22 protein-coding genes, 3 tRNA genes and 1 pseudogene are annotated in these 24,152 nt (G+C 58.3%); 4 read left to right on the top strand and 22 right to left on the bottom strand.

Annotated features, from left to right (window positions below):
- The first annotated feature begins 275 nt into the window (after window positions 1–275).
- Together cra and ACEN8Z_RS06530 are read left to right on the top strand one after the other, a co-directional pair.
- Complete coding sequence (gene cra / locus ACEN8Z_RS06535; RefSeq protein ID WP_033052572.1) at window positions 276–1,271, top strand: catabolite repressor/activator; 996 nt, start codon at window positions 276–278, stop codon at window positions 1,269–1,271.
- Between the two features lie 3 nt (window positions 1,272–1,274).
- Window positions 1,275–2,051, top strand: coding sequence for a TatD family hydrolase (locus ACEN8Z_RS06530; protein WP_495597116.1), 777 nt, complete (start codon window positions 1,275–1,277; stop codon window positions 2,049–2,051).
- Here ACEN8Z_RS06530 and ACEN8Z_RS06525 read toward each other — a convergent pair whose 3' ends face one another.
- The 5 genes and pseudogenes from ACEN8Z_RS06525 to ampD form a co-directional block, all read right to left on the bottom strand.
- Window positions 2,052–2,441, bottom strand: a complete 390-nt coding sequence (locus tag ACEN8Z_RS06525; protein WP_008001005.1) for a hypothetical protein — start codon at window positions 2,439–2,441, stop codon at window positions 2,052–2,054.
- A 259-nt stretch (window positions 2,442–2,700) separates the two neighbouring features.
- On the bottom strand, window positions 2,701–3,405 hold the full coding sequence (locus ACEN8Z_RS06520; RefSeq protein WP_495598091.1) for a methyl-accepting chemotaxis protein: 705 nt from the start codon (window positions 3,403–3,405) through the stop codon (window positions 2,701–2,703).
- A gap of 153 nt (window positions 3,406–3,558) precedes the next feature.
- A pseudogene (locus ACEN8Z_RS06515) lies at window positions 3,559–3,762 on the bottom strand (HAMP domain-containing protein); the annotation flags it as partial.
- Between the two features lie 1,173 nt (window positions 3,763–4,935).
- A complete protein-coding gene (gene ampE / locus ACEN8Z_RS06510; protein WP_495597115.1) occupies window positions 4,936–5,772 on the bottom strand; it encodes a regulatory signaling modulator protein AmpE in 837 nt (278 codons plus the stop codon).
- The gene (ampD, locus tag ACEN8Z_RS06505; RefSeq protein ID WP_495597114.1) at window positions 5,769–6,329 is read right to left on the bottom strand and encodes a 1,6-anhydro-N-acetylmuramyl-L-alanine amidase AmpD; all 561 of its coding nucleotides are present in this window, start codon (window positions 6,327–6,329) and stop codon (window positions 5,769–5,771) included. The genes ampE and ampD overlap by 4 nt, the downstream gene beginning before the upstream one ends.
- 252 nt (window positions 6,330–6,581) lie before the next feature.
- Here ampD and nadC point away from each other — a divergent pair, with 252 nt between their 5' ends.
- Window positions 6,582–7,430, top strand: coding sequence for a carboxylating nicotinate-nucleotide diphosphorylase (gene nadC, locus ACEN8Z_RS06500; RefSeq protein ID WP_108229182.1), 849 nt, complete (start codon window positions 6,582–6,584; stop codon window positions 7,428–7,430).
- A gap of 121 nt (window positions 7,431–7,551) precedes the next feature.
- Here nadC and ACEN8Z_RS06495 read toward each other — a convergent pair whose 3' ends face one another.
- The 17 genes from ACEN8Z_RS06495 to rlmE form a co-directional block, all read right to left on the bottom strand.
- Window positions 7,552–7,857: a DUF6388 family protein gene (locus tag ACEN8Z_RS06495; RefSeq protein WP_495597113.1), complete on the bottom strand. Its 306-nt coding sequence runs from the start codon at window positions 7,855–7,857 to the stop codon at window positions 7,552–7,554.
- A gap of 330 nt (window positions 7,858–8,187) precedes the next feature.
- Window positions 8,188–8,263, bottom strand: a tRNA-Thr gene (locus ACEN8Z_RS06490).
- A gap of 139 nt (window positions 8,264–8,402) precedes the next feature.
- Window positions 8,403–10,508, bottom strand: coding sequence for a polyribonucleotide nucleotidyltransferase (pnp, locus tag ACEN8Z_RS06485; protein ID WP_007993604.1), 2,106 nt, complete (start codon window positions 10,506–10,508; stop codon window positions 8,403–8,405).
- A 217-nt stretch (window positions 10,509–10,725) separates the two neighbouring features.
- Window positions 10,726–10,995 carry a 30S ribosomal protein S15 gene (gene rpsO / locus ACEN8Z_RS06480; protein WP_011332409.1) on the bottom strand — a complete coding sequence of 90 codons (270 nt, stop codon included), beginning with the start codon at window positions 10,993–10,995 and terminating at the stop codon, window positions 10,726–10,728.
- A gap of 115 nt (window positions 10,996–11,110) precedes the next feature.
- On the bottom strand, window positions 11,111–12,028 hold the full coding sequence (gene truB, locus ACEN8Z_RS06475) for a tRNA pseudouridine(55) synthase TruB (RefSeq protein ID WP_007993603.1): 918 nt from the start codon (window positions 12,026–12,028) through the stop codon (window positions 11,111–11,113).
- 3 nt (window positions 12,029–12,031) lie between these two features.
- Window positions 12,032–12,433, bottom strand: coding sequence for a 30S ribosome-binding factor RbfA (gene rbfA / locus ACEN8Z_RS06470; protein ID WP_007973108.1), 402 nt, complete (start codon window positions 12,431–12,433; stop codon window positions 12,032–12,034).
- A 159-nt stretch (window positions 12,434–12,592) separates the two neighbouring features.
- On the bottom strand, window positions 12,593–15,118 hold the full coding sequence (gene infB, locus ACEN8Z_RS06465) for a translation initiation factor IF-2 (protein ID WP_495597112.1): 2,526 nt from the start codon (window positions 15,116–15,118) through the stop codon (window positions 12,593–12,595).
- 27 nt (window positions 15,119–15,145) lie between these two features.
- Window positions 15,146–16,627, bottom strand: a complete 1,482-nt coding sequence (gene nusA, locus ACEN8Z_RS06460) for a transcription termination factor NusA (protein WP_007988680.1) — start codon at window positions 16,625–16,627, stop codon at window positions 15,146–15,148.
- Window positions 16,628–16,686: 59 nt separating this feature from the next.
- Window positions 16,687–17,145 (bottom strand): ribosome maturation factor RimP, encoded by a 459-nt coding sequence (gene rimP / locus ACEN8Z_RS06455; protein WP_007993601.1) that lies wholly within the window; start codon window positions 17,143–17,145, stop codon window positions 16,687–16,689.
- Between the two features lie 138 nt (window positions 17,146–17,283).
- Window positions 17,284–17,360 (bottom strand) — tRNA-Met (locus tag ACEN8Z_RS06450).
- 97 nt (window positions 17,361–17,457) lie between these two features.
- A tRNA-Leu gene (locus tag ACEN8Z_RS06445) sits at window positions 17,458–17,543 on the bottom strand.
- A gap of 22 nt (window positions 17,544–17,565) precedes the next feature.
- Window positions 17,566–17,949 (bottom strand): preprotein translocase subunit SecG, encoded by a 384-nt coding sequence (gene secG / locus ACEN8Z_RS06440; protein ID WP_017336473.1) that lies wholly within the window; start codon window positions 17,947–17,949, stop codon window positions 17,566–17,568.
- Between the two features lie 4 nt (window positions 17,950–17,953).
- Window positions 17,954–18,709: a triose-phosphate isomerase gene (tpiA, locus tag ACEN8Z_RS06435; protein ID WP_442098363.1), complete on the bottom strand. Its 756-nt coding sequence runs from the start codon at window positions 18,707–18,709 to the stop codon at window positions 17,954–17,956.
- A gap of 66 nt (window positions 18,710–18,775) precedes the next feature.
- Window positions 18,776–20,113 (bottom strand): phosphoglucosamine mutase, encoded by a 1,338-nt coding sequence (glmM, locus tag ACEN8Z_RS06430; RefSeq protein ID WP_277534482.1) that lies wholly within the window; start codon window positions 20,111–20,113, stop codon window positions 18,776–18,778.
- Between the two features lie 16 nt (window positions 20,114–20,129).
- Window positions 20,130–20,981, bottom strand: a complete 852-nt coding sequence (gene folP / locus ACEN8Z_RS06425) for a dihydropteroate synthase (RefSeq protein ID WP_495597111.1) — start codon at window positions 20,979–20,981, stop codon at window positions 20,130–20,132.
- Between the two features lie 8 nt (window positions 20,982–20,989).
- On the bottom strand, window positions 20,990–22,900 hold the full coding sequence (gene ftsH / locus ACEN8Z_RS06420) for an ATP-dependent zinc metalloprotease FtsH (RefSeq protein ID WP_495597110.1): 1,911 nt from the start codon (window positions 22,898–22,900) through the stop codon (window positions 20,990–20,992).
- 199 nt (window positions 22,901–23,099) lie between these two features.
- Window positions 23,100–23,732, bottom strand: a complete 633-nt coding sequence (gene rlmE / locus ACEN8Z_RS06415) for a 23S rRNA (uridine(2552)-2'-O)-methyltransferase RlmE (RefSeq protein ID WP_007988685.1) — start codon at window positions 23,730–23,732, stop codon at window positions 23,100–23,102.
- A gap of 105 nt (window positions 23,733–23,837) precedes the next feature.
- Between rlmE and ACEN8Z_RS06410 the strand changes: the two genes are divergently transcribed.
- A complete protein-coding gene (locus ACEN8Z_RS06410; RefSeq protein WP_007942889.1) occupies window positions 23,838–24,146 on the top strand; it encodes a YhbY family RNA-binding protein in 309 nt (102 codons plus the stop codon).
- The last annotated feature ends 6 nt before the right edge of the window (window positions 24,147–24,152 follow it).

The raw sequence follows: 24,152 nt of genomic DNA, 5'->3' as shown, positions 1-24,152 counted from the left end.
GCGCCTAGGGGCACCAGGTATTGTTTTGAATGAATCAGCTCAGGCGCTTGGTCATAGCATTTGGCGGTTTCACGGCAGAACCGGCCAAAGGCGCCTTTAACGTAGAAAATACGCTTGCTGAAACGTTTAATCTAGAATCAATGGCACGTTACTCGATAATGTCCCATCCTTGAAGCCCAACTTGTCGGATGCGTTACGACAATGGTCGCCTGCCTGAATCGGTTAGGATTGACGAAAATGTCGAGGCAACCTCGAAAAAACAAGGAAACAGCGGGTTGAAACTCAGTGATATCGCCCAGTTGGCCGGTGTGTCCGTCACCACCGCCAGCTATGTCATCAATGGCAAGGCCGAACAGCAGCGCATCAGCAGCGCCACCGTCGAACGCGTGCGTGCGGTCGTCGAACAACATGGCTTCACGCCTAACCCACAGGCCGCCGGATTGCGCAGCCGACACACGCGCACGCTGGGGTTCATTCTGCCGGATCTGGAAAACCCCAGTTACGCGCGAATCGCCAAATTGCTGGAGCAAGGCGCGCGGGCCCGGGGTTATCAGCTGTTGATCGCCAGTTCCGACGATGCACCGGACAGCGAACGGCAATTGCTGCAACTGTTCCGCGCCCGGCGCTGCGACGCGCTGATCGTTGCCAGTTGCCTGCCAGCCGGCGACGAAAGTTATCGCCAATTGCAGGCCAAGGGCATTCCGATCATCGCCATCGACCGGGTCATGGAACCCGAGCATTTCTGTTCGGTGATCAGCGACGACCGCGAGGCCAGCCTGCAACTGACCCGCAGCCTGCTGGAGCCGTTGCCCAGGCAGATCGCGTTGATCGGCGCCCGCCCGGAGCTGAGCATCAGCCGGGAACGTGCCGCAGGCTTCAAAGAGGCCCTCACCGGGTTCAACGGCGAAGTACTGATCGAAGAAGGCGAATCCTTCAGTCGCGAGTGCGGTAAACAATTGATGGAAGAGTTGCTTCTGCGCCTGGGGCATTTGCCCGATGCGTTGGTGACTACCTCCTACGTGCTGCTTCAGGGCGTGTTCGATGCGCTGCACGACTTCCCGCTGAAAAACCGCCCGTTGCGCCTCGGCACATTCGGCGACACCCAGTTGCTGGACTTCCTGCCGCTACCGGTCAACGCCATGGCCCAGCAACACCAGTTGATCGCCGACAAGGCCCTCGCACTGGCCCTGGCGGCCATCGAGCAGTCGGATTACCGGCCCGGCGTGCAAGCCATCGCGCGGACGTTCAAGCAACGTATTCTCCAGGATTGAACCGTGGAGCTGATCGACACCCACACCCATCTGGATTTTCCAGACTTCGACAACGACCGCCAGACGCTGCTGGCCGACAGCCGCGCCCTCGGAGTGCGGCGGATCGTGGTGCTGGGGGTTTGTCAGGCCAATTGGCAGCGAGTCTGGGAGCTGGTGCAGAGTGATCCCGACCTGCACGCCGCCTTCGGTTTGCATCCGGTGTACCTGGACGATCATCGCCCGCAACACCTGAGCGAACTCGGTGACTGGCTGACTCGTCTGGCCGGCCATCGGCAATTGTGTGCGGTGGGCGAGATCGGCCTGGATTACTTCATCGAGACTCTGGACCGCGACCGCCAGCAGGCATTGTTCGATGCGCAATTGCAACTGGCGGCGGATTTCGATCTTCCGGCATTGATCCATGTGCGACGTAGCCATGCGGCGGTGATTGCCACGCTCAAACGGTTTCGCCTGAAGCGGGCCGGCATCATCCACGCCTTCGCCGGTAGCAAGGAAGAGGCACGGGAATACATCAAGCTCGGTTTCAAGCTCGGCCTTGGCGGCGCCCCGACCTGGCCGCAGGCGCTGCGCATGCACCGCGTGCTCGGCGAACTGCCGCTGGATTCGGTGGTGCTGGAAACCGACTCGCCAGACATGGCCCCGGCCATGTTTCCAGGCCAGCGCAACAGCCCGGCACACTTGCCGGCGATTTGCGGGGCACTGGCGCAATGGATGGCGATCAGCCCGGAACAACTGGCGGCTGCCAGCACCGCCAACAGCTGCGCAGTGTTCGGCTGGTAATCAGTCGGCGTGAGCCTTGGCGGCTTCCAGGATCAGCGTCAGGTGCTGGCGTCGGCGGAAATAACGGACCACCGCGAAGTACACGAATATGGCGATCAGCGAAACATTCAGCTGTTCGATGACGCTGAGCATTCCCAGCCACTCCATCACCAACGCCACCAGCAACGCGGTGCAGACCATCAACCGCAGGCTGGCGCGCAACAGCGAAAAAGAATCGAGCGACTTGAAGCGTTTGAACTGTTCCGGACAACATAACTGAACGTGTTTCTGGCAGTGGGCACAGGCAAACGCTTCATTTATCGCAATGGCATTGAGTTGCCAGGGTTGAAGCAGCAATGTGCGCTGACAATGCGCACAGCGCCCCTGAACTCCTGTTGTTACAACAGACATAACCAAACCTCCTCCATGGGGTAAGCCACGTAAATCTTCCTTGATTGAAATACAAAAGCCAGCGCACGGAGAGAATCAGGAGAACTCCCGCCCGGAAAGGGAAAAAGTATTACGAAACTTTCCGACAGTACACCAAAACTGTGGGAGCGGGCTTGCTCCGGGCGGCGATCCGACGAAAGCGATCATTCAGTCACATGAATGTTGGATGTGCCGCCGTCTTCGCGGGCAAGCCCGCTCCCACTGGGTCCCGAGGAGTCTTTCAGACCCGGAATGCACTGATCAAATGTTTCAACTCCACGACCTGGGCCGACAACGCCCGACTGGCATCTTCGGTCTGATGTGCACCTTCAGCGGTACGCTCGCCGGCGCGATTGATCTCGACGATGTTCTGATCGATGTCGTGGGCCACGGCGGTTTGTTGCTCCACCGCGGCGGCAATCTGCTGGTTCTGGTCGACGATCATGCCGACCGCTCCCAGAATGTTTTCCAGCGCCCGCTGGACCTTTTCCGACTGCCCCACCGTACCGTTGGCCATTTCATGGCTGGTGCCCATGGCCTTGACCGCCGCGCCGACACCGCCATGGAGTTTGGCGATCATCTGCTCGATTTCTTCGGTCGATTGCTGGGTACGCTTGGCCAGGGTCCGGACTTCATCGGCTACCACCGCGAAACCACGCCCCTGTTCACCGGCCCGTGCAGCTTCGATAGCGGCATTGAGTGCCAGCAGGTTGGTTTGCTCGGCGATACTCTTGATCACTTCCAGAACGCGGCTGATGGACTGGCTGTCGCTGGCCAGTTGATTGATCACCAGCACCGATTGATCGATCTCGCTGGCCAGCGCGGCAATGCTGCCTTGCTGAGACTGCACCAGACTGCGACCACTGATGGTCTCATCGTTGACACTGTGGGCACTGCTCACCGCTGCGGCGGCACTGCGCGCGACTTCCTGGGAAGTGGCCGACATCTGGTTCATGGCCGTGGCCACTTGTTCGATCTGCGTGCGCTGCCCGGCGACGGCCTGGTTGCTCTGCGCGGAAACGTTCTCCACCTGCCCGGCCTGACGCTCGACTTCGCTGACGGTCTGCCCCACCCGCTCGATCAGGTCATGGATTTTTTTCACGGTGCCGTTGAACACCTCACCCAGCTCCCCCAGTTCATCGCGGCTGTGAGCGCTGAAGGTCACGGTCATGTCGCCTGCCGCCACCTTGTCCATCACCGCCCCCAGACGCTTGAGCGTAGTGCGGGTCGAGGCATAGAAAGCGCCGTAGAGATAAAAGATCAACACAAATACGACTGACAACGCCACGGCCTGCAAGAACATGTGCGTGCGATTCTGCTCAAGCCGCTGCTGCAATTGCGGGCCGAGATACTTCAGGACCGCCTCATTGAGTTGGTAAGTCTGTTCCATCAGGGTGCTGACCTGATCGTAAAAGCCCTGCCACGGCGCATCGAGGGTATCGGCCATGACCACTTGCTCTTCGAACAGCTCGCTGGCTTTCTTCAAGGATGCCCGGCTGCTATCGGCCTGAGCGGCCAAGGTGTCGCGGGCGGCCTTGCTGGAACCCAGGGCATCCTGCAACTTCAGGCCATATTCGGCCTGGAGCTTTTCAATCTGCGCCAGCAACTCATCGAAACGGGTACTCGAAGCCGAGTTGATGAAACCCTGCCCCAACGAAAAAGAACCCATTGCCCGGCCTTCGCCCAGGATCTGGGTGACCCGTGGCGTGACAAGGGTGACGAGCTCGCTCAACTGGCGCATGTCGCTCTGGTTGTCGCGACTGAGGCCGGCCTGGCTGGTGATGAGCTGGCTGAAAATCTGCGCGCTACCCACCAGCTTGCCAATCAGCGCACTCTTGCTTTGCAGGGAGTTTTCCGTTTGCTGGGCCTTGAACGCGGCGATCATTTCATCGCGTTTGCCATCGAACACCGCGACCTGCTCCGGGTCGCTGGTCATCGCCGTCAGCCCTTGCAGGCGAGTCAGAATGTTTTGCTCAAGCGCGCTGATTTTCGATTCGACATTGCCGGCCTTGCCGGACTGGCCGAGGCTGACATTGATCTGCACCAGGTTGTTCAGGGTTTCCAGATCGCGTCGTAACGCCAGGCTGCTGCCCAACAGATCAAGGCTCTGCAGTTCGACACGCGTGCCGTGGAATTCACGATAGGAGTCGCGCACCAGATAGAAGTTGGTCACCAGCATCGGCACCAGGAACAGTACGCTGATCAGACTGAACTTCATGCCGAAGCTCAGGCGGTTCATCAGCGCGACAGCGGGATAGAGCAAGCTCTTCACTGGATGTCTCCCTTCGATTTCTTATTTTTTTTATTGGCAGGCGCAGACCGAGAGCAGATAGCCACTATTCGGCGCTGTCTCTGTATAACTTAAATCGGCAGGAGGTTTTGTAACTTAAGGTTAACGACAGGTTTCATCCGCGCAGGCGGATGAACCATTGTGGCGAGGGGGCTTGCCGGATCGCCACAATGGCTCAATGCAGGCCTAATGCAGGACCGTCCACAACGCAAACCCGGCATACCAGAGCACCGCGGCACGCAGCAGCAGTTCCCAGATGCGGTCCAGGTTGTTGATACCTTCCGCGCCGGCCACCGGCGCCGGAATTTCACCAGCCACCAACCCGACTTTCTCGATCAGTTGCGCGGCGCTGATGTCCCAGTTCAGCAGCTCATGCAACATGACCCGGCTGACCGCGACAAAATTGCCGACCAACGCCAGGCTCGCCGCCAACAGGCGTACCGGCACCCAGTCGAAGGCGTGACGCAGTTGCCCGGCGCGCTCGACCACCGCAGGGCTTTTCCCGTGTTCTTCGGCCAGCGCCAGCAGCCTGTAACTCAACGCCGCGACCGGGCCCAGCAGGAAGTACCAGAAAATCACCGCGAAAAAACTCTGGTAGGCCTCCCACAGCAAATGCCCTTCGACCTGCTCCAGCAGCTGCTCGCCACTGTCTGCACAAATATCCAGATCGCGCTTGGCGACAAGGGCCGCGGCTTGCAGGTCCTCACGACGCCAGGCATCGCGGAACGGCCCAAGATCGCCCAGCAGATCACCGCGCCCCAGGCTGTAAATGACTACCAGCAAATGGATCGGCAACGCCAGCAACCCGTAGGCCACCGGCTCGATGACCACCAGCAGCAAACCCAGCAACGCCACCGGTAACAAGACAAGTACCAACAACACCAACCATGGCCGTCCCGAAAGTCGCGGGCTGGTCTCAAGCTTGTTCAGCTCGTGTATCCAGCCGCCGTCTCGCTGAACCCGATGACGCAAGGCCGAGAACTTCTCGATCCACACCGCCAACAGCAACACCAGAAAACTCATCGTCCTTCCTCTTGTGCCAGGGCGGCACGATAGCGTGCCCAGTCGAACGCCGGCCCTGGATCGGTTTTGCGCCCCGGTGCAATGTCGCTGTGCCCGCAGATGCGCTCTGTGGTAATCGCCGTGAACGCCTGCTGCAACTGGCGGGTCAGGGCTGTCAACGCGCTGTACTGCGCATCGGTGAACGGCAGATCATCCGTGCCTTCGAGCTCGATGCCCACGGAAAAATCGTTACAGGTTTCCCGCCCCTCGAAGCTCGAAACACCCGCATGCCATGCACGCTCAAGGCATGAAACAAACTGGGTGACGGTACCGTCACGTTCGATCAGAAAGTGCGCGGACACCCGCAAATCCGCGATCCCTTCAAAATAGGGATGTTCGGTGACATCCAGACGATTCTGAAAAAATTCCTGCACCTTGCCGGTGGCGAACTGCGCCGGCGGCAGGCTGATATTGTGGATCACCAGCAGGGAAATCTCGCCTGTGGGGCGCGCATTGAAGTTGGGTGAGGGGCAGACACACACACCCTGAATCCAACCGCTCGCGGGGTCCAGCTGCATACAGATTCCTTCAACGTCGACTGTGTTGGCACAGTATGCCGCGATAACCCCCCGAGGCGCGATCACTTGCCGCGTTTGAGACGCTGGAGGTTGCCGATCTCAAACAGGCGCCTGTTCGGAATCGACGGCCAACGCCGACAATGTAAAGGATTCGACCAAATACAGGCGCCAGCGCAAACGTAACGCTCTGATGCCTTGGGTTGGTCCGTGCCATGGCCCTATAATCTAGCCACTTTGTTTGTGGAGTCCGTTATGCCGAATCTACGTCTCGCCGATCTGACCGCCGAAATCGAAGCCAACGTGCGCCGTGCGTTGCGCGAAGACATCGGCAGCGGCGACATCACCGCGCAATTGATCCCGGCCGAACGCCTGGCCAAAGCCACCATCATTACTCGCGACGCCGCCGTCATCAGCGGCACCGCCTGGGTGGATACCGTGTTTCGGCAACTGGACCCACGGGTGGCGGTGCACTGGCAGGTTGCCGACGGCGAACGGGTGACGCCCAATCAGGTGCTGTTCCACCTCGAAGGACCTGCGCGCTCACTGCTGACCGGCGAACGCAGCGCCCTGAACTTCCTGCAATTGCTCTCCGGCGTGGCAACCCGCGCGCAATACCTGGCGGACTTCGTGGCCGAGACTCAGGTCAAGCTGCTCGACACCCGCAAAACCTTACCGGGGCTGCGCCTGGCGCAGAAGTACGCCGTGACCTGCGGCGGTTGCCACAACCACCGCATCGGCCTGTATGACGCCTTCCTGATCAAGGAAAACCACATCGCCGCCAGTGGCGGCATCGCGCAGGCCATCGCCGCCGCGCACAAGATCGCCCCGGGCAAACCGGTAGAGATTGAAGTGGAAAGCCTGGAGGAACTGAAAGAAGCGCTGGCGGCCGGTGCCGACATCATCATGCTCGACGAACTGAGCCTGGACGACATGCGCGAAGCCGTGCGCCTGAATGCCGGCAAAGCCAAGCTGGAGGCCAGCGGCGGGATCAATGAAAGCACGTTGCTGCCGATTGCACAGACCGGGGTGGATTACATTTCGATCGGTGCGATGACCAAAGATGTGAAGGCGGTCGATCTATCGATGCGCCTGAGTCTCTGATCACACGGATGTGAGTTGCCAAAACTGTAGGAGCGAGCTTGCTCGCGATGAGGGTGGCACACTCAAGAAATGTGCAAGCTGACACGCCGTCATCGCGAGCAAGCTCGCTCCTACATGAGTGTCAGACCACCAGATTGTTCATCTCGCAGTACTCTTCCCACTCGACGCCCAACACCTCGGCCGCCTCCTTGTGCAGCTTCAGGCGTTCTGCCTCGTACTCCTGCGGAGTTGAGGTGTACTTGAGCGTCAGTTCCCACGGCTGCAAGCCCTGGGCCTCCGCCTCGTCCTCGAACGCCCACTGAATCTGGTCTTTCTGATCATCGGCGGGCAAGTCCTTGATCTCTTCAGCTAGCTGGGGCGAATCGAGCAAATACTTCTTCAGAGCCTCTTCGTGTCGGGCTTCCTGGGTCATCTCTTTATCGGTCATGGCGTTCTCGCTGATCTGGGAATGGAAGATGGATCTGGATCTTCAAGGATCTCTCTGACACAAAAACCGGATCAGGCCCGGTTTATCTGGCCTTCAGAACCATTCTGGATCATCTGAAAACTGCTGGGCGTTGCTCAGGCAGGCTCCGAATATAGGACGTTTGGCCGCGGATTTACACGTCTCTTTGCATCTCCCCGCAAAAAGTTGTGCACACGATGTTTTGATGATGGCGGGAATATGAATTCAAACAGCGATCAGGACCGCGAACTCGAGAACCTCAAGCGTACCGTCGAGGACCTGAGCAGAAAGGTGGAATAACCGAGGGGGATATGGTGCCCGAGACAGGAATCGAACCTGCGACCTTCGCGTTACGAGTGCGCTGCTCTACCGGCTGAGCTACACGGGCGGTGGGCTAAACCTAGCACTGAGTTTCGACTCCGGCAACTTCGCCAATCATCTCAGTGATCTACAGACAAAAAAATGCCCCACCGTTTTCACGGCAGGGCATTTTTTAAAACGTTGAAGCGGTCAGGCGTGGGGCGCGATTAAACGCCCGAAGCCTTGGCGGCTGCCACGTCTTTGATGGACAGCTTGATACGGCCGCGGTTGTCCACGTCCAGTACCAGTACTTCCACTTCCTGACCTTCTTTCAGGATGTCGGTCACTTTCTCAACGCGAGCGTCGCTCAGCATGGAGATGTGAACCAGACCGTCCTTGCCTGGCAGGATGTTGACGAATGCGCCGAAGTCGACGATGCGCTCAACCTTACCGACATAGATCTTGCCGATTTCGGCTTCAGCGGTGATGCCCAGAACGCGCTGACGGGCAGCTTCTGCCGCTTCCTTGGTTTCGCCGAAGATCTTGATCGAACCGTCGTCTTCGATGTCGATCGAAGCCTTGGTTTCTTCACAGATCGCACGAATGGTCGCGCCGCCTTTACCGATGACGTCACGGATTTTGTCGGTGTCGATCTTCATCGCGATCATGGTCGGAGCGTTGGCCGACAGTTCGGTACGCGACTGGCCAATGATCTGGTTCATCTGGCCGAGGATGTTCAGGCGCGCTTCCAGGGCTTGGCCCAGAGCGATCTCCATGATTTCTTCGGTGATGCCCTTGATCTTGATGTCCATCTGCAGCGCGGTGACGCCTTTGGCGGTACCGGCTACCTTGAAGTCCATGTCGCCCAGGTGGTCTTCGTCACCCAGGATGTCGGTCAGGACGGCGAATTTCTCGCCTTCTTTAACCAGACCCATGGCGATACCGGCAACCGGCGCCTTCATCGGCACGCCGGCGTCCATCAGGGCCAGGGAAGCACCGCAAACCGAAGCCATCGAGCTCGAACCGTTGGATTCGGTGATTTCCGAAACCACGCGGATTGTGTACGGGAACACGTCAGCGGCAGGCAGCATGGCCGAAACCGAACGACGGGCCAGACGGCCGTGACCGATTTCGCGACGACCAGCGCCACCCATGCGACCACACTCGCCCACCGAGAACGGAGGGAAGTTGTAGTGCAGCATGAACGGGTCTTTTTTCTCGCCTTCCAGGGTGTCCAGCAGCTGCGCGTCACGGGCGGTGCCCAGAGTCGCGACTACCAGGGCCTGGGTTTCGCCACGGGTGAACAGTGCCGAACCGTGGGTCTTTGGCAGAACACCGACTTCGATGTTCAGCGGACGCACGGTGCGAGTGTCGCGACCGTCGATACGTGGCTTGCCGTTTACGATGTTTTCGCGAACGGTGCGGTATTCGATTTCGCCGAAAGCCGCTTTGACTTCGGCGGAGGAAGGCTGGCCTTCTTCACCGGACAGCTTGGCAACGACCTGATCCTTCAACTCACCCAGGCGAGCGTAACGGTCGGCCTTGACGGTGATGGTGTAGGCCTGGGAGATCGCTTCGCCGAACTCGGCACGGATAGCGCCCAGCAGTTCGGTGGCTTCAGGCTGTGGAGCCCAGGTCCAGGTTGGCTTGGCAGCTTCGGCAGCCAGTTCTTTGACAGCGTTGATCACAACCTGGAATTCGTCGTGAGCAAACAGTACCGCGCCCAGCATCTGGTCTTCGGTCAGCTCTTTGGCTTCCGACTCAACCATCAGCACTGCGTCCGAAGTACCGGCAACGACCATGTCCAGGCTCGAAGCAGCCTGTTGCTCGTAAGTCGGGTTCAGCAGGTAGCCGGTGCTTTCGTGGAACGCAACGCGGGCAGCGCCGATCGGGCCATCGAAAGGAATGCCGGAGATGGCCAGGGCAGCCGAGGTACCGATCATCGCAGCGATGTCCGGATCGGTCTTCTTGCTGGTGGAAACGACGGTGCAGACAACCTGCACTTCGTTCATGAAGCCTTCCGGGAACAGCGGACGGATCGGACGGTCGATCAGTCGGGAAGTCAGGGTTTCTTTCTCGGAAGGACGGCCTTCGCGCTTGAAGAAACCGCCAGGGATCTTGCCGGCAGCGTAAGTCTTTTCCTGGTAGTGAACAGACAGAGGGAAGAAGCCCTTGCCTGGATCGGCTTGCTTGGCACCGACTACGGTCACCAATACGCTGACGTCGTCGTCAACGGTGACCAATACTGCGCCGGAGGCCTGACGGGCGATACGGCCAGTCTCGAGGGTAACGGTCGACTGACCGAACTGGAATTTTTTGATTACCGGGTTCACGGTGTCCTACCTTCTTTGTGGCTCTTGGGGGAACTGGTTTCTTGCGAAATTCTTGGGCAACGCCGGGAATCGGCCCGACCGGTTGTCCGGGGTTTACTCACACAGGTAATACGGTAAAGCAGACATCCAGATAAAACTTGAGGCTGGGAGCCTGCCATGCGCCTGCGGGAAACCCGCTGACGCACGACAGACAACCAACCTCTAGCGCAATCGCTTATTAGCGACGCAGACCCAGGCGAGCGATCAGAGCGCTGTAACGGCTCACGTCCTTGCCTTTCAGGTAGTCCAGCAGCTTACGACGCTGGTTAACCATGCGGATCAGACCACGACGGGAGTGGTGATCTTTACCGTTGGCCTTGAAGTGACCTTGCAGTTTGTTGATGTTGGCGGTCAGCAGTGCAACTTGCACTTCTGGCGAACCAGTGTCACCAACAGCTTGCTGGTAGTCAGCTACGATTTGAGCTTTTTCTTGAACGTCGAGAGCCATGAGGCAATCCTTTTATCAGGAAACTGTTTCAGAAACAGTTTCAACAGGCCAGGGACAAATCCCTGTATCTAAAAATGAGTAGTGACCGTGCCTGTTAACAGCCACCCTCGTCCGGTCATTCTGACCGAATCAGTCGACGTGGCGCGATACGCCCGTCTTCGCTCACTTCACCGATACCGATGAAGCGACCATTGTGATCCTGTACCCGCACCATGCCGAACTTCGGAGCATCCGGGGCACGTACCGGCTGGCCATTGAGCCAGTAGAACGCACTCGCTTCCGAGAACTGCAACAGTGGCCAATCCAGCAGGCCGCTGTCCGATGGCATCAGGAAGCGATCGACCGCTTCGTTGCCGCCTTCGGCATGTACTGCTTCCAGCTCTTCCAGGGTAACCGTCTGCGCCAGGGTGAATGGTCCGGCCTGGGTACGTCGCAGTTCTGCAACGTAAGCGCCACAACCGAGTTGCTCACCGATATCCTCCACCAGGGTACGGATATAGGTGCCTTTGCTGCAATCCACCGCCAGCCGCGCAGTATCACCTTCGAAGGCCAGCAATTCCAAGCGCGTAATAGTAACAGAACGCGGTTCGCGCTCCACTACTTCACCAGCACGGGCCAACTTGTACAGCGGCTGCCCATCACGCTTGAGTGCCGAGTACATCGGCGGTATCTGACTGATTTGCCCACGAAATTTCGGCAGTACAGCCTCGATATCGGAGCGACCAACGGTCACCGGACGCTCCTGCAAAACTTCACCTTCGGCATCCGCCGTGGTGGTCGTCTTGCCCAGTTGCGCCAGGGTTTCATAACCCTTGTCGGAATCGAGCAGGTACTGCGAGAACTTGGTGGCCTCGCCGAAGCACAGCGGCAACACGCCTGTGGCCAAGGGATCGAGACTGCCGGTGTGTCCGGCCTTCTCGGCATTGAGCAACCAGCGAACCTTCTGCAAGGCCGCGTTGGAGGTGAACCCCAGCGGCTTGTCGAGCAGGATGATGCCACTGACGTTACGACGGATACGTTTGACCTGAGCCACCGATTACTCCTTGGTGTCTTCGGCTTCTGCCGCAACCGGATGCTGATTGTCTTCAGCCACTGCGCGCTCGATCAATGCCGACAGGTGCGCACCACGCACGACGCTTTCGTCGTAGTGGAAGTGCAGCTGTGGAACGCTGCGCAGCTTCATCTCGCGAGCCAGCTGCATGCGCAGGAAGCCGGCGGCAGAGTTCAGCACCTTGATGCTTTGTGCGATTTCTTCGGCGCTATCCTGCCCCATCACGGTGATGAAGATCTTGGCGTGACCGACGTCACGACTGACTTCCACTGCGGTAATGGTGACCAGGCCGACGCGCGGGTCTTTGACTTCACGACGGATCAGTTGTGCCAGCTCACGCTGCATCTGATCGCCGATACGTTGGGTACGGCTATATTCTTTTGCCATGTATTGTTACCTGTTACTGCCCCACGGTGAAACCCGCAAGGTCTGAAAGCGGCAAACGCCCGGCCTGACAAAAGCCAGACCGGGCGTTGCGTTTAGAGTCCTGGTGACGAGCTGCGCATTTGCATGCGGCTACCCGTCACGGCTCCTGAAGTGCGCGAGTTAGAGGCTGCGAGCAACCTGCACCTTCTCGAAGACTTCGATCTTGTCACCGACCTTGACGTCGTTGTAGCTCTTCACGCCGATACCGCATTCCATGCCGGCACGTACTTCGGAAGCGTCATCCTTGAAGCGGCGCAGGGATTCCAGCTCGCCTTCGAAGATAACGATGTCTTCACGCAGTACACGGATTGGACGGTTACGGTGAACGACACCTTCGATCACCATGCAACCCGCGATCGCGCCAAACTTCGGCGAACGGAACACGTCACGCACTTCGGCGATACCCAGGATGTTCTCGCGAACATCGCTGCCGAGCATGCCGGTCAGGGCTTTCTTGACGTCTTCGATGATGTCGTAGATCACGTTGTAGTAACGCATGTCCAGACCTTCCTGCTCGACGATCTTGCGCGCGCCGGCATCGGCACGCACGTTGAAGCCGAACAGTACAGCGTTGGAGGCCAGTGCCAGGTTAGCGTCGGATTCGGTGATACCACCGACGCCGCCACCGACCACACGCACTTGCACTTCGTCGTTACCCAGGCCGTTCAAGGCGCCGTTCAACGCTTCGAGCGAACCACGGACGTCGGATTTGAGGACGATGTTGAGCGTCTTCTTCTCTTCCTGACCCATGCTTTCGAAGATGTTTTCCAGCTTGCCGGCGTGAGCGCGAGCCAGTTTGACTTCGCGGAACTTGCCTTGACGAAACAGAGCCACTTCACGGGCTTTCTTCTCGTCGGCAACCACGCTCATCTCGTCGCCAGCGTCCGGGGTACCGTCCAGGCCGAGGATCTCGACAGGGATGGCCGGACCGGCTTCCTTGATTGGCTTGCCGTTCTCGTCGAGCATGGCGCGCACGCGGCCATAGTTCGAACCGACCAGGACCATGTCGCCCTGACGCAGGGTACCGTCTTGAACCAGCACGGTAGCCACCGGGCCACGGCCCTTGTCCAGGCGGGATTCAACCACGACACCACGGCCAGGAGCCGATGGGGTTGCAGTCAGCTCCAGGACTTCGGCTTGCAGCAGAACGGCTTCGAGCAGTTCGTCTACACCGGTACCCATCTTCGCCGAAACCGGTACGAATGGCGTGTCACCACCCCACTCTTCCGAGGTCACGCCGTGTACCGACAGTTCGCTACGGATGCGATCGAGGTCAGCACCTGGCTTGTCGATCTTGTTCACCGCGACAACCAGCGGAACGCCAGCAGCCTGAGCGTGCTGAACAGCTTCGATGGTTTGCGGCATCACGCCGTCGTCCGCTGCAACCACGAGGATCACGATGTCGGTCGCCTTGGCGCCACGGGCACGCATCGCGGTGAACGCGGCGTGACCAGGGGTGTCGAGGAACGTCACCATGCCACGGTCGGTTTCAACGTGGTACGCACCGATGTGCTGGGTGATACCACCGGCTTCGCCAGCAGCAACCTTGGCACGACGGATGTAGTCGAGCAGGGAAGTCTTACCGTGGTCAACGTGGCCCATTACGGTCACGACCGGCGCACGGGAAACTGCCTCGCCTTCAAACTTCAGGGACTCGGCCAGGGAATCTTCCAGGGCGGTGTCGCTGACCAGGGTCACTTTGTGGCCCAGCTCTTCGGCAACCAACTGGGCAGTTTCCTGATCCAGTACCTGGTTGATGGTCGCTGGAGTACCCAGTTTGAACATGAACTTGATGATTTCAGCAGCCTTCACCGACATCTGTTGAGCGAGATCGCCAACAGTGATGGTTTCGCCGATCTTCACTTCGCGCACGACAGGGCCGGTCGGGCTCTGGAAACCGTGGGCGTTGCGCTTCTTCAGCTTGGCCTTGCCGCGACCACCACGACGGAAGCCATCGCTTTCTTCGTCGGTAGTACGTGGAGCAACGCGTGGAGCCGGCGCCTTTTCCTTGACCGAAGCACGATGCGGAGCGTTTTTGCGCTCGCCATCGCCGCCACCGCGACGACTGTTGTCGTCGGCACGTGGTTTGTCCGGACGACGCTGTTCGTCACGTTTGCGAGTGTCGGCCGCAGGAGCCGGGGCAGCTGCCACAACCGGAGCGCTTTCGCGCACAGGCTCGGCCACTGCGACAGGCGCTGCGACAGGTTCGGCAGGAGCGGTCTGCGCAGCAGCAGGCTGGCGGCGCGCTTCTTCTTCGGCGCGACGCTTGGCTTCTTCTTCAGCCTTCTGACGTGCAGCATTTTCTACTGCGCGACGTTCATCCAGTTCACGCTTGCGCTCGGCTTCGATTTCTTCCGGGCTGCGCTGTACGAAGACTTTCTTCTTGCGTACTTCAACGCTGATGCTTTTGCTGCCAGCAACCCGCAGGGTGCTGGTGGTTTTACGCTGCAGCGTAATCTTGCGTGGTTCTTCCACTTTCGCCTTGTGGCTGCTTTTCAAGTGAGTCAGCAACGATTGCTTCTCACTGTCAGTCACATGTTCTTCGGCGGCGGTGTGCGGCAGACCTGCCTCACGCATCTGCTGCAACAGGCGCTCTACCGGTGTTTTGACCTCATCGGCCAGTTGTTTCACCGTGACTTGCGTCATGCACTTCTCTCCTCAGGCCGCGCCTAATTACTCGAACCAGTGGGCTCGGGCGGCCATGATCAACTTGCCGGCACGATCATCGTCAATGCCGTCGATGTCGAGCAGGTCGTCAATAGACTGCTCGGCCAGGTCTTCGCGGGTAATTACGCCGCGCACCGCCAGTTCCATCGCCAAATCCTTGTCCATACCCTCAAGCGAGAGCAGGTCTTCGGCCGGATGGGCGTCTGCCAGCTTTTCCTCAGTAGCGATGGCTTTGGTCAACAAGCGATCCTTGGCACGAGCGCGAAGCTCGTTGACGATTTCCTCGTCAAAGCCGTCGATGTTGAGCATTTCTTCCAACGGTACGTAGGCAATCTCTTCCAGGCTGGTGAAGCCTTCATCAACCAGCACCTGAGCCAGCTCTTCGTCGACTTCCAGCTCGTCGATGAAGTTGCGCAGGATGTCGCCGGTTTCTGCTTGCTGTTTAGCCTGGATGTCCGATTCGGTCATCACGTTCAGGGTCCAGCCAGTCAACTGGCTGGCCAGACGCACGTTCTGACCACCGCGACCGATGGCCTGAGCCAGATTGTCTGCGCCAACGGCGATGTCCATTGCATGGGCATCTTCGTCAACGATAATTGCCGCAACCTCGGCCGGGGACATGGCGTTGATCACGAACTGAGCCGGGTTGTCGTCCCAAAGAACGATATCAACACGCTCACCGCCCAACTCACCCGACACTGCCTGGACGCGCGAACCGCGCATACCGATGCAAGCGCCTTGCGGGTCGATGCGTTTGTCCTTGGAGCGAACGGCGATCTTGGCGCGCGAACCCGGATCACGGGACGCAGCCATCACTTCGATCAGGCCTTCGGCAATTTCCGGCACTTCGATGCGGAACAACTCGATCAGCATTTCCGGCGCGGTACGCGACAGGATCAACTGCGGGCCGCGGTTCTCGGTGCGGATTTCCTTGAGCAGCGCACGCAAGCGCACGCCAACCCGGAAAGTTTCGCGAGAAATGATGTCTTCACGGGCCAGCAACGCTTCAGCGTTGTTGCCCAGATCGACGATCACGTTGTCGCGGGTGACTTTTTTCACGGTGCCGGAGATGATTTCACCCAGGCGCTCGCGGTAAGCGTCAACAACCTGAGCGCGCTCGGCTTCACGTACTTTCTGCACGATGACTTGCTTGGCAGTCTGTGCAGCAATGCGGCCGAACTCGATGGATTCGATTTTCTCTTCGACAACGTCACCGACCTTGGCGCCAGGATGCGTTTCGGCAACCTTGCTCGGCCAGGTTTCGATGGCCGGATCGTCCAGGTCTGCTTCCTCGACGACCGTCCAGCGACGGAAAGTCTCGTAAGCGCCAGTGTGGCGATTGATTTCCACACGCAGATCAACTTCGTCTTCAAAACGCTTTTTGGTCGCAGTGGCCAGAGCCAGCTCCAGCGCTTCAAAAATCACGTTTGCCGGTACGCCCTTTTCATTGGATACCGACTCAACAACCAGCAGTACTTCTTTGCTCATCGTACGCCTCGCCTTTCGCAAGCCATTGGATCCGCGGGATCCGCAGTATCTGGCACGCCTCAGTCAAAACTGGGAATAATGTTGGCCTTGTCGATCATATCGATCGGCAACAGGAACTCATGGTCTTCTACTTGCACCACGACATCCTGCTCTTCTACGCCGCGCAGAAGGCCCTGAAAGTTGCGTCGACCTTCAAAAGGCGAGCGCAGCTTGATCTTCACTTGTTCACCGGCAAATTTTGCAAACTGCTCAAGAGTGAACAGAGGGCGTTCCATGCCAGGCGAGGAAACTTCAAGGGTGTATTCAACGGCGATTGGATCTTCAACATCCAGCACACCGCTGATCTGACGGCTGACGATGGCGCAATCGTCCACCAGCACGCCGCCTTCTTTATCGATATAAACGCGCAACATTGAGTGGCGACCCTGGGCCGAAAACTCAATACCCCAGCATTCATAGCCTAGGGCCACGACCACCGGGGCCAGCAAGGCCTGCAACTCTTCTAGCTTGCTCGACACCTGAACCCCCTAGTGCATGTATGTGCATGCTATGCAAAATAAAAAAATGGGCTAAACGCCCATCCTTGAAACGCCGTCGAACAGCGGCGTTGAAAGTGTCCAGCTAACAAAAAGCCCCTTAAAAGGGGCTCCTTAAACTGGTTGCGGGGGCCGGATTTGAACCGACGACCTTCGGGTTATGAGCCCGACGAGCTACCAGACTGCTCCACCCCGCGACAAAGCTGGGGCGGAAGTATACGACCGATCCCCTACAGGGTCAATGTAACCTTCCACCTGCAAGAAAGCCCGCAACAGCGGGCTCTCCTGACTAATTGGTACCGAGAAGGGGACTCGAACCCCTACACCCTATGGGCACAACCACCTCAAGGTTGCGTGTCTACCAATTCCACCACCTCGGCAATACTACGTTTGAAACCCTTCTTACTTCTGCTCTTGAGCTGGAGGCACGTCAGTCGCTGGAGTAGCCGACTTTTGCTCTTGAAGCACCGGGACATCATCAGAAGCCGGTTGTTGCTTTGGAACTTCCAGTACCGCCGGGTTTGGGAGACCTACTTGAGTCAGCTGGTGAGCCTTCTCTTTAGCAAAGTAACCTAACCCCAAGCTGGTTATGAAAAAACCTGCGGCAAGTATAGCAGTAAACTTACTAAGAAAGGTAGAGGAACCTTGGCTTCCGAACACAGTATTTGAAGCACCTGCTCCGAAAGACGCGCCAGCGTCCGCACCTTTACCCTGCTGCAGCAAAACCAGAGCTACTACGCCCAATGCACCCAGCAGATGAAAAACGACTACGACTGTTTCCAGCATTTTTTCAGTTTCCCGCGGCGCGACAAATCGCACCGAACTCATCTGCATTCAGGGAAGCCCCACCAATGAGACCCCCATCGATATCCGGCATGCCGAACAGTTCGACCGCATTGGCCGCCTTCACGCTGCCGCCGTATAGAAGCCGCACACCTTGTGCGACCTCAGAATTCTCTGCCGCCAACTGGGCGCGAATGGCTGCGTGCACATCCTGCGCCTGTTGCGGCGTAGCAGTCAGCCCGGTGCCTATGGCCCAGACCGGCTCGTAAGCGATCACTGCCTTGGCAAAGGCACCGACACCCAGCTCCTCAATGATACTGCCCAGCTGACGCGAGACAACCTCAAGAGTCTTACCGGCTTCACGCTGCTCAAGGGTTTCCCCTATGCACAACACCGGAATCAAGCCACATGCCTGCGCCGCTGCGAACTTGCGGATCAGCACTGCGTCCTGCTCGCCCATGATCTGGCGGCGCTCGGAGTGCCCGACAAGCACCAGGGAACAACCTGCATCCACCAACTGACTCGGTGCAACTTCACCGGTCAACGCACCTTGTCCGGATTCCACCGCAGAATTCTGCGCGCCGACCGAAATCGACTTTCCTTTCAACCCATCAATCACTTGATTGATATGCAGAAAAGGTGGGAATACCGCGACATCAACACCGCTCGGCAAGGCCAAGTCACGAAGGCCGTTGATCAGCTCAGCGACGCTGGCGCGGGTACCGTGCATCTTCCAGTTACCAGCTACCATAGGGCGACGCATGCTGTACCTCGTCGGTCAAAGTGGGCGCAGATGTTACCCAACACAATCAAGGCTGGCAAGCCGAATTCAGGCAGAAACTTCAGTAACCAGTTTTGCCAGCTCTTCGGCATAGCCACGAACCTGCGCTTCGTCTTCGCCTTCGACCATCACACGCACCAGCGGTTCGGTTCCGGACTTGCGCAACAGCACCCGCCCACGCCCCGCCATGGCCTTGGTCACACGCTCGCTGGCTTCTTTGACCGATGGATGCTCAAGGGGGTTTGCACCACCGCCGAAACGCACATTGATCAGCACCTGCGGGCACTTGCGCAGCGCCTGCCGGGATTGCGCCAGACCTTCGTCACGCCTGCTCAGCGCCATCAACACCTGCAGCGCCGCAATAATTGCATCACCCGTGGTGGTGTGGCTGAAACACACGATGTGCCCGGAGTTTTCACCACCTACAATCCAGTTGCGCTCCAGCAGCTCGGCAATGACATAGCGGTCACCGACATTGGCACGCACGAATGGAACACCCAGATCAGCAAGGGCCAGCTCCAGCCCCAGGTTACTCATCAGGGTTCCAACCACCCCGCCCTGCAGCTTGTTGTGCTCATGCAGATCACGGGCAATGATGAACAGCAATTCGTCACCATCCACCACCGCCCCCGTGTGATCGACCATCTGAACGCGGTCGCCGTCACCATCGAAGGCGATACCCAGATCGGCCTGCTCAGCGACGACGGCAGCCTGCAGCTGCCCCATATGGGTCGAACCGCAATTGTCGTTGATATTCAAACCATTCGGCTGCGCCGACAGCACGACGACTTCAGCGCCCAACTCGCGGAACACGCTCGGCGCCACTTTGTAAGTCGCACCGTGGGCGCAGTCGATCACGACTTTCATACCCGAGAAGCTTGTGCCGGTCGGCACGCTGCTCTTGCAGAATTCGATATAACGCCCCGACGCATCGTTGATTCGCGACACCTTGCCGATCTTGCTCGACTCCACCACGGTCATTGGCGTATCGAGCAACTCTTCGATCATCAGCTCGACTTCATCCGGAAGCTTGGTGCCCTTGCCGGAGAAAAACTTGATGCCATTGTCATCATGCGGATTGTGCGACGCACTGATCACGATGCCGGCCTCGGCGTGAAAGGTGCGCGTCAGGTAGGCAATCGCCGGGGTCGGCATCGGACCAAGGAGCATTACATCGGCACCTGCGGAAGTAAGCCCCGCCTCAAGTGCAGACTCGAACATGTAGCCGGAGATCCGGGTGTCCTTACCTACCAGGACCTTGCAGGCGCCCATCTTGCGGAACGCCATACCTGCAGCCCAGCCAAGCTTGAGCATGAAATCAGGAGTAATCGGGTATTCACCGACGCGCCCACGAATACCATCGGTGCCAAAATATTTTTTGCTCATAAGTGCTCCATCATTCTTATTCGGCTGATTCCACTGCGGCGATCATCCGGACCACATCCACTGTTTCGGCTACATCATGGACGCGCAATATACGCGCACCTTTCGCCGAAGCCAGTGCCGCGAGCGCCAAACCACCATACAGTCGGTCTTCCACCGGACGATTCAATGCCTGGCCAATCATGCTCTTTCGCGAAACCCCGACCAACAGGGGCCGCCCGAAGGCATGCAGGGCTTCCATATGTTTGAACAAGCTCAGGTTGTGCTGCAAGGTCTTGGCGAAGCCAAAGCCGGGGTCAAGAATGATCCGCTCAGCTGGAATACCCGCCATTGAACACTGATGCATGCGCTCGGCGAGAAACTCACCGACTTCCCTTGTAACGTCCTGATACTGCGGATTGTCCTGCATATCGCCTGGCTCTCCCAGCATATGCATCAGGCAAACCGGTAGTCCGGTGGCTGCCGCTGCATCCAGCGCGCCATCGCGACGCAACGAACGCACATCATTGATCAACCCGGCACCCAGCCGCGCAGTTTCACGCATGACCGCTGGCGTGGAGGTATCGACCGAGATGATGACGTCCAACTCCCGACTGATGCGCTCGACAATGGGCGCTACGCGCTCCAGCTCCTCCAGTGGCGACACCGCCCTGGCACCAGGACGAGTGGATTCGCCACCGACATCGATCAGCGTCGCGCCGGCCGCCACCATGGCCTCGGCGTGGCGCATGGCCGCGTCGAGCTGGCTGTATTGGCCACCATCAGAGAAAGAATCAGGAGTGACATTGAGAATGCCCATGACATGCGTCTGGGCCAAATCAAGAACCCGGTTGCCGCAAGGCAACCGGGTCGAGGACTGAACAGAAGTCATTTCAAACCTTATACGTCAGCAGCAGGACCGCCGATCGGTGTTTCCGGACGCCCATCCTGCACCACCGGAGGGGTGCCGGAAGTACCCGTGCCACCCGACCAGTCGCGCGGCTCGCGAGGCGGACGACCCGCCATGATGTCGTCGATCTGTTCGGCATCGATTGTTTCGTACTTCATCAAGGCATCAGCCATTGCATCGAGCTTGTCACGGTTGTCCGTGAGAATCTGCTTCGCCGTGCCATAGCACTGATCGATGATGCTGCGCACCTCGGAGTCGATCAGCTTGGCTGTCTCACCGGAGAAGCTTGCATTCTGACCACCGCCGCCACGACCGAGGAACACTTCACCCTCTTCTTCGGCATACATCAACGGGCCGAGCTTTTCCGAAAGACCCCACTTGGTCACCATGTTCCGCGCAATCTGGCTGGCACGCATGATGTCGTTGGAAGCACCGGTGGTCACGCCATCGAAGCCCAGGGTCATTTCTTCAGCGATACGACCGCCGTACAGCGAGCAGATCTGGCTGATCAATGCACGCTTGGACAGGCTGTAACGATCTTCTTCCGGAAGGAACATGGTCACACCCAGCGCACGACCGCGCGGGATGATCGACACCTTGTACACCGGATCATGCTCAGGCACGACACGACCCACAATGGCGTGGCCCGCTTCGTGGTAAGCCGTGTTCTGTTTTTCTTTCTCGGACATGACCATGGATTTGCGCTCGGCGCCCATCATGATCTTGTCTTTCGCCAGTTCGAATTCCTTCATCTCGACGATGCGCTTGCCGGCACGGGCAGCGAACAGCGATGCCTCGTTCACCAGGTTGGCCAGATCGGCACCCGAGAACCCTGGAGTACCACGAGCGATCACGGCCGGAGCAACGTCGTCGCCCATCGGCACTTTGCGCATGTGAACCTTGAGAATCTGTTCGCGACCACGGATGTCTGGCAGACCAACCACAACCTGACGGTCGAAACGACCTGGACGCAGCAGTGCAGGGTCCAGCACATCAGGACGGTTGGTGGCAGCAATCACGATGATGCCGTCATTCATTTCAAAGCCGTCCATCTCGACCAGCAACTGGTTGAGAGTCTGCTCGCGCTCGTCGTGACCACCACCCATTCCGGCACCACGATGGCGACCGACAGCGTCGATCTCGTCGATGAAGATGATGCATGGAGCGTGTTTCTTGGCCTGTTCGAACATGTCGCGAACACGGCTGGCACCCACACCGACGAACATTTCGACGAAGTCGGAACCGGAAATGGTGAAGAACGGTACTTTGGCTTCGCCGGCGATGGCCTTGGCGATCAAGGTTTTACCGGTACCCGGAGGACCGACCATCAGGACACCGCGAGGAATGCGGCCGCCCAGCCGCTGGAACTTGCCCGGATCACGCAGGAACTCGACCAGTTCACCGACTTCTTCCTTGGCTTCGTCGCAACCGGCAACGTCAGCCAGGGTAGTTTTCACCTGATCTTCGGAGAGCAGGCGCGCCTTGCTCTTACCGAAGCTCATCGGCCCACCCTTGCCACCTGCACCGCCCTGCATCTGCCGCATGAAAAACATGAACACGGCGATGATCACCAGGATCGGGAAGCTGGCGACCAGAAGTTGAGTCCAGATGCTTTGCTGCTCAGGCTGCTTGCCTTCGACCACGACGTGGTTATCCACCAGGTCGCCGATCAGGCCGTTGTCCTGGATCGCCGGGCGAATGGTCTTGAAGCTGTCGCCATCGTTGCGTTTGCCGGTAATCACGTAGCCATCAACCGCCACGCGCTCGACCTTGCCATCCTTGACCTGCTGGATGAAGTCGGAATAGTTGAGGGTCTGCGGCTCGTTAGGGCTGGAGAAGTTGTTCATCACCGTCACCAGGACAGCCGCGATGATCAACCACAGGATCAGATTCTTTGCCATATCGTTCAATTAACTACCCTCTGAAGCAAGCTCCGCTACTGGCGCGCGCTTCGCATGATATTCACCGGCCTAACTTACTACATTACCTACAACTTGGCAGGCGCCGTCTGTAACCCTTTGTGAAACACTTCCTACACAATATTCGCTAATTCTGACAAGGCGTAATACAAAAATCCTATCACCCTGATCGAAAATTCACTCATTCCTCACTGCGGCCGCGGAAACCGCGGCCCAGCAGGTACTGCTCGCGAGAACGGTCGCGCGACGAGGTCGGTTTGCGCATCTGCACCTTCTCGAACTGCTGGCGAACGCTCTTGTGGAATTCGTCGAAACCTTCGCCCTGGAAGATCTTGATCAAAAAATCACCACCGGGTTTGAGCACCCGCGTCGACAGATCCAGTGCCAATTCGCACAGGAACATCGCGCGCGGCATATCAACGGCCGGCAATCCACTCATATTGGGGGCCATGTCGGAAATCACAAGGTCTACTTCTTTATTTCCGACGGCGTCGAGAATCTGGGCCAGCACGGCATCCTCGGTAAAGTCGCCTTGAATGAAGGTGACGTCGGGGATGCTGTCCATTTCAAGAATGTCAGAAGCGATCAGTGTGCCCTGCCCACCAATCAGACGACTGGTCACCTGGGACCACCCACCGGGTGCCGCACCAAGGTCGATTACGCTCATACCAGGGCGGATCAGGCGATCCTTTTCCTGGATCTCCAGCAGTTTGTAGCTGGCGCGGGAACGGTACCCGTCTTTTTGTGCCATTTTGACGAATGGGTCGTTGAAATGTTCTTGCAGCCACTTAAGGCTTGTCTTGGAACGGGCCACGGGATACCTCGGAAATAAAACGGGTCGTGATTAACTGGGCGGTCCCGGACTCGCTCGGGTAAACTGGCCGCCGCTTTTTACAAGATCAGACGCAGGGGTCAGATTATGCCGCTCACTCAAGAGCAGAAGAAACAGTACAAATCCATTGGCCACCATCTGAAACCAGTTTTGATTGTGGCAGACAATGGTTTGACTGAAGGTGTGTTAGCCGAACTCGAACGCGCTTTGGCGGATCACGAGCTGATCAAGATCAAGCTCAACATCCTCGATCGCGAATCGCGCCTGGCGTCCATTGCAGAGCTGTGCAAGGTCGGCAAAGCGGATCTGGTTCAGGTCATCGGCAAGATGGCACTGATCTACCGCAAGAACTTCAGCGTCAACAAGCAGCTGTCGAACGTCCATCGCTTCAAGTGATGGCAA

The organism is Pseudomonas sp. Pseusp10 (assembly GCF_059492225.1).
The sequence above is the reverse complement of the archived record's forward strand: the minus strand, read 5'-3'. Positions and strand labels throughout refer to the sequence as shown.

Excerpts from the sequence above, each read along its gene's own strand:
- folP (WP_495597111.1), bottom strand. The coding sequence starts at position 20,981 with ATGACTTCTGTTCAGTCCTCGACCCGGTTGCCTTGCGGCAACCGGGTT.
- nusA (WP_007988680.1), bottom strand. The coding sequence starts at position 16,627 with ATGAGCAAAGAAGTACTGCTGGTTGTTGAGTCGGTATCCAATGAAAAG.
- ampD (WP_495597114.1), bottom strand. The coding sequence starts at position 6,329 with ATGCAGCTGGACCCCGCGAGCGGTTGGATTCAGGGTGTGTGTGTCTGC.
- ampE (WP_495597115.1), bottom strand. The coding sequence starts at position 5,772 with ATGAGTTTTCTGGTGTTGCTGTTGGCGGTGTGGATCGAGAAGTTCTCG.
- ACEN8Z_RS06520 (WP_495598091.1), bottom strand. The coding sequence starts at position 3,405 with ATGTCGGCCACTTCCCAGGAAGTCGCGCGCAGTGCCGCCGCAGCGGTG.
- nadC (WP_108229182.1), top strand. The coding sequence starts at position 6,582 with ATGCCGAATCTACGTCTCGCCGATCTGACCGCCGAAATCGAAGCCAAC.
- ACEN8Z_RS06410 (WP_007942889.1), top strand. The coding sequence starts at position 23,838 with ATGCCGCTCACTCAAGAGCAGAAGAAACAGTACAAATCCATTGGCCAC.
- tpiA (WP_442098363.1), bottom strand. The coding sequence starts at position 18,709 with ATGCGTCGCCCTATGGTAGCTGGTAACTGGAAGATGCACGGTACCCGC.
- rbfA (WP_007973108.1), bottom strand. The coding sequence starts at position 12,433 with ATGGCAAAAGAATATAGCCGTACCCAACGTATCGGCGATCAGATGCAG.
- glmM (WP_277534482.1), bottom strand. The coding sequence starts at position 20,113 with ATGAGCAAAAAATATTTTGGCACCGATGGTATTCGTGGGCGCGTCGGT.
- rpsO (WP_011332409.1), bottom strand. The coding sequence starts at position 10,995 with ATGGCTCTCGACGTTCAAGAAAAAGCTCAAATCGTAGCTGACTACCAG.
- secG (WP_017336473.1), bottom strand. The coding sequence starts at position 17,949 with ATGCTGGAAACAGTCGTAGTCGTTTTTCATCTGCTGGGTGCATTGGGC.
- infB (WP_495597112.1), bottom strand. The coding sequence starts at position 15,118 with ATGACGCAAGTCACGGTGAAACAACTGGCCGATGAGGTCAAAACACCG.
- ACEN8Z_RS06495 (WP_495597113.1), bottom strand. The coding sequence starts at position 7,857 with ATGACCGATAAAGAGATGACCCAGGAAGCCCGACACGAAGAGGCTCTG.
- ACEN8Z_RS06525 (WP_008001005.1), bottom strand. The coding sequence starts at position 2,441 with ATGTCTGTTGTAACAACAGGAGTTCAGGGGCGCTGTGCGCATTGTCAG.
- ftsH (WP_495597110.1), bottom strand. The coding sequence starts at position 22,900 with ATGGCAAAGAATCTGATCCTGTGGTTGATCATCGCGGCTGTCCTGGTG.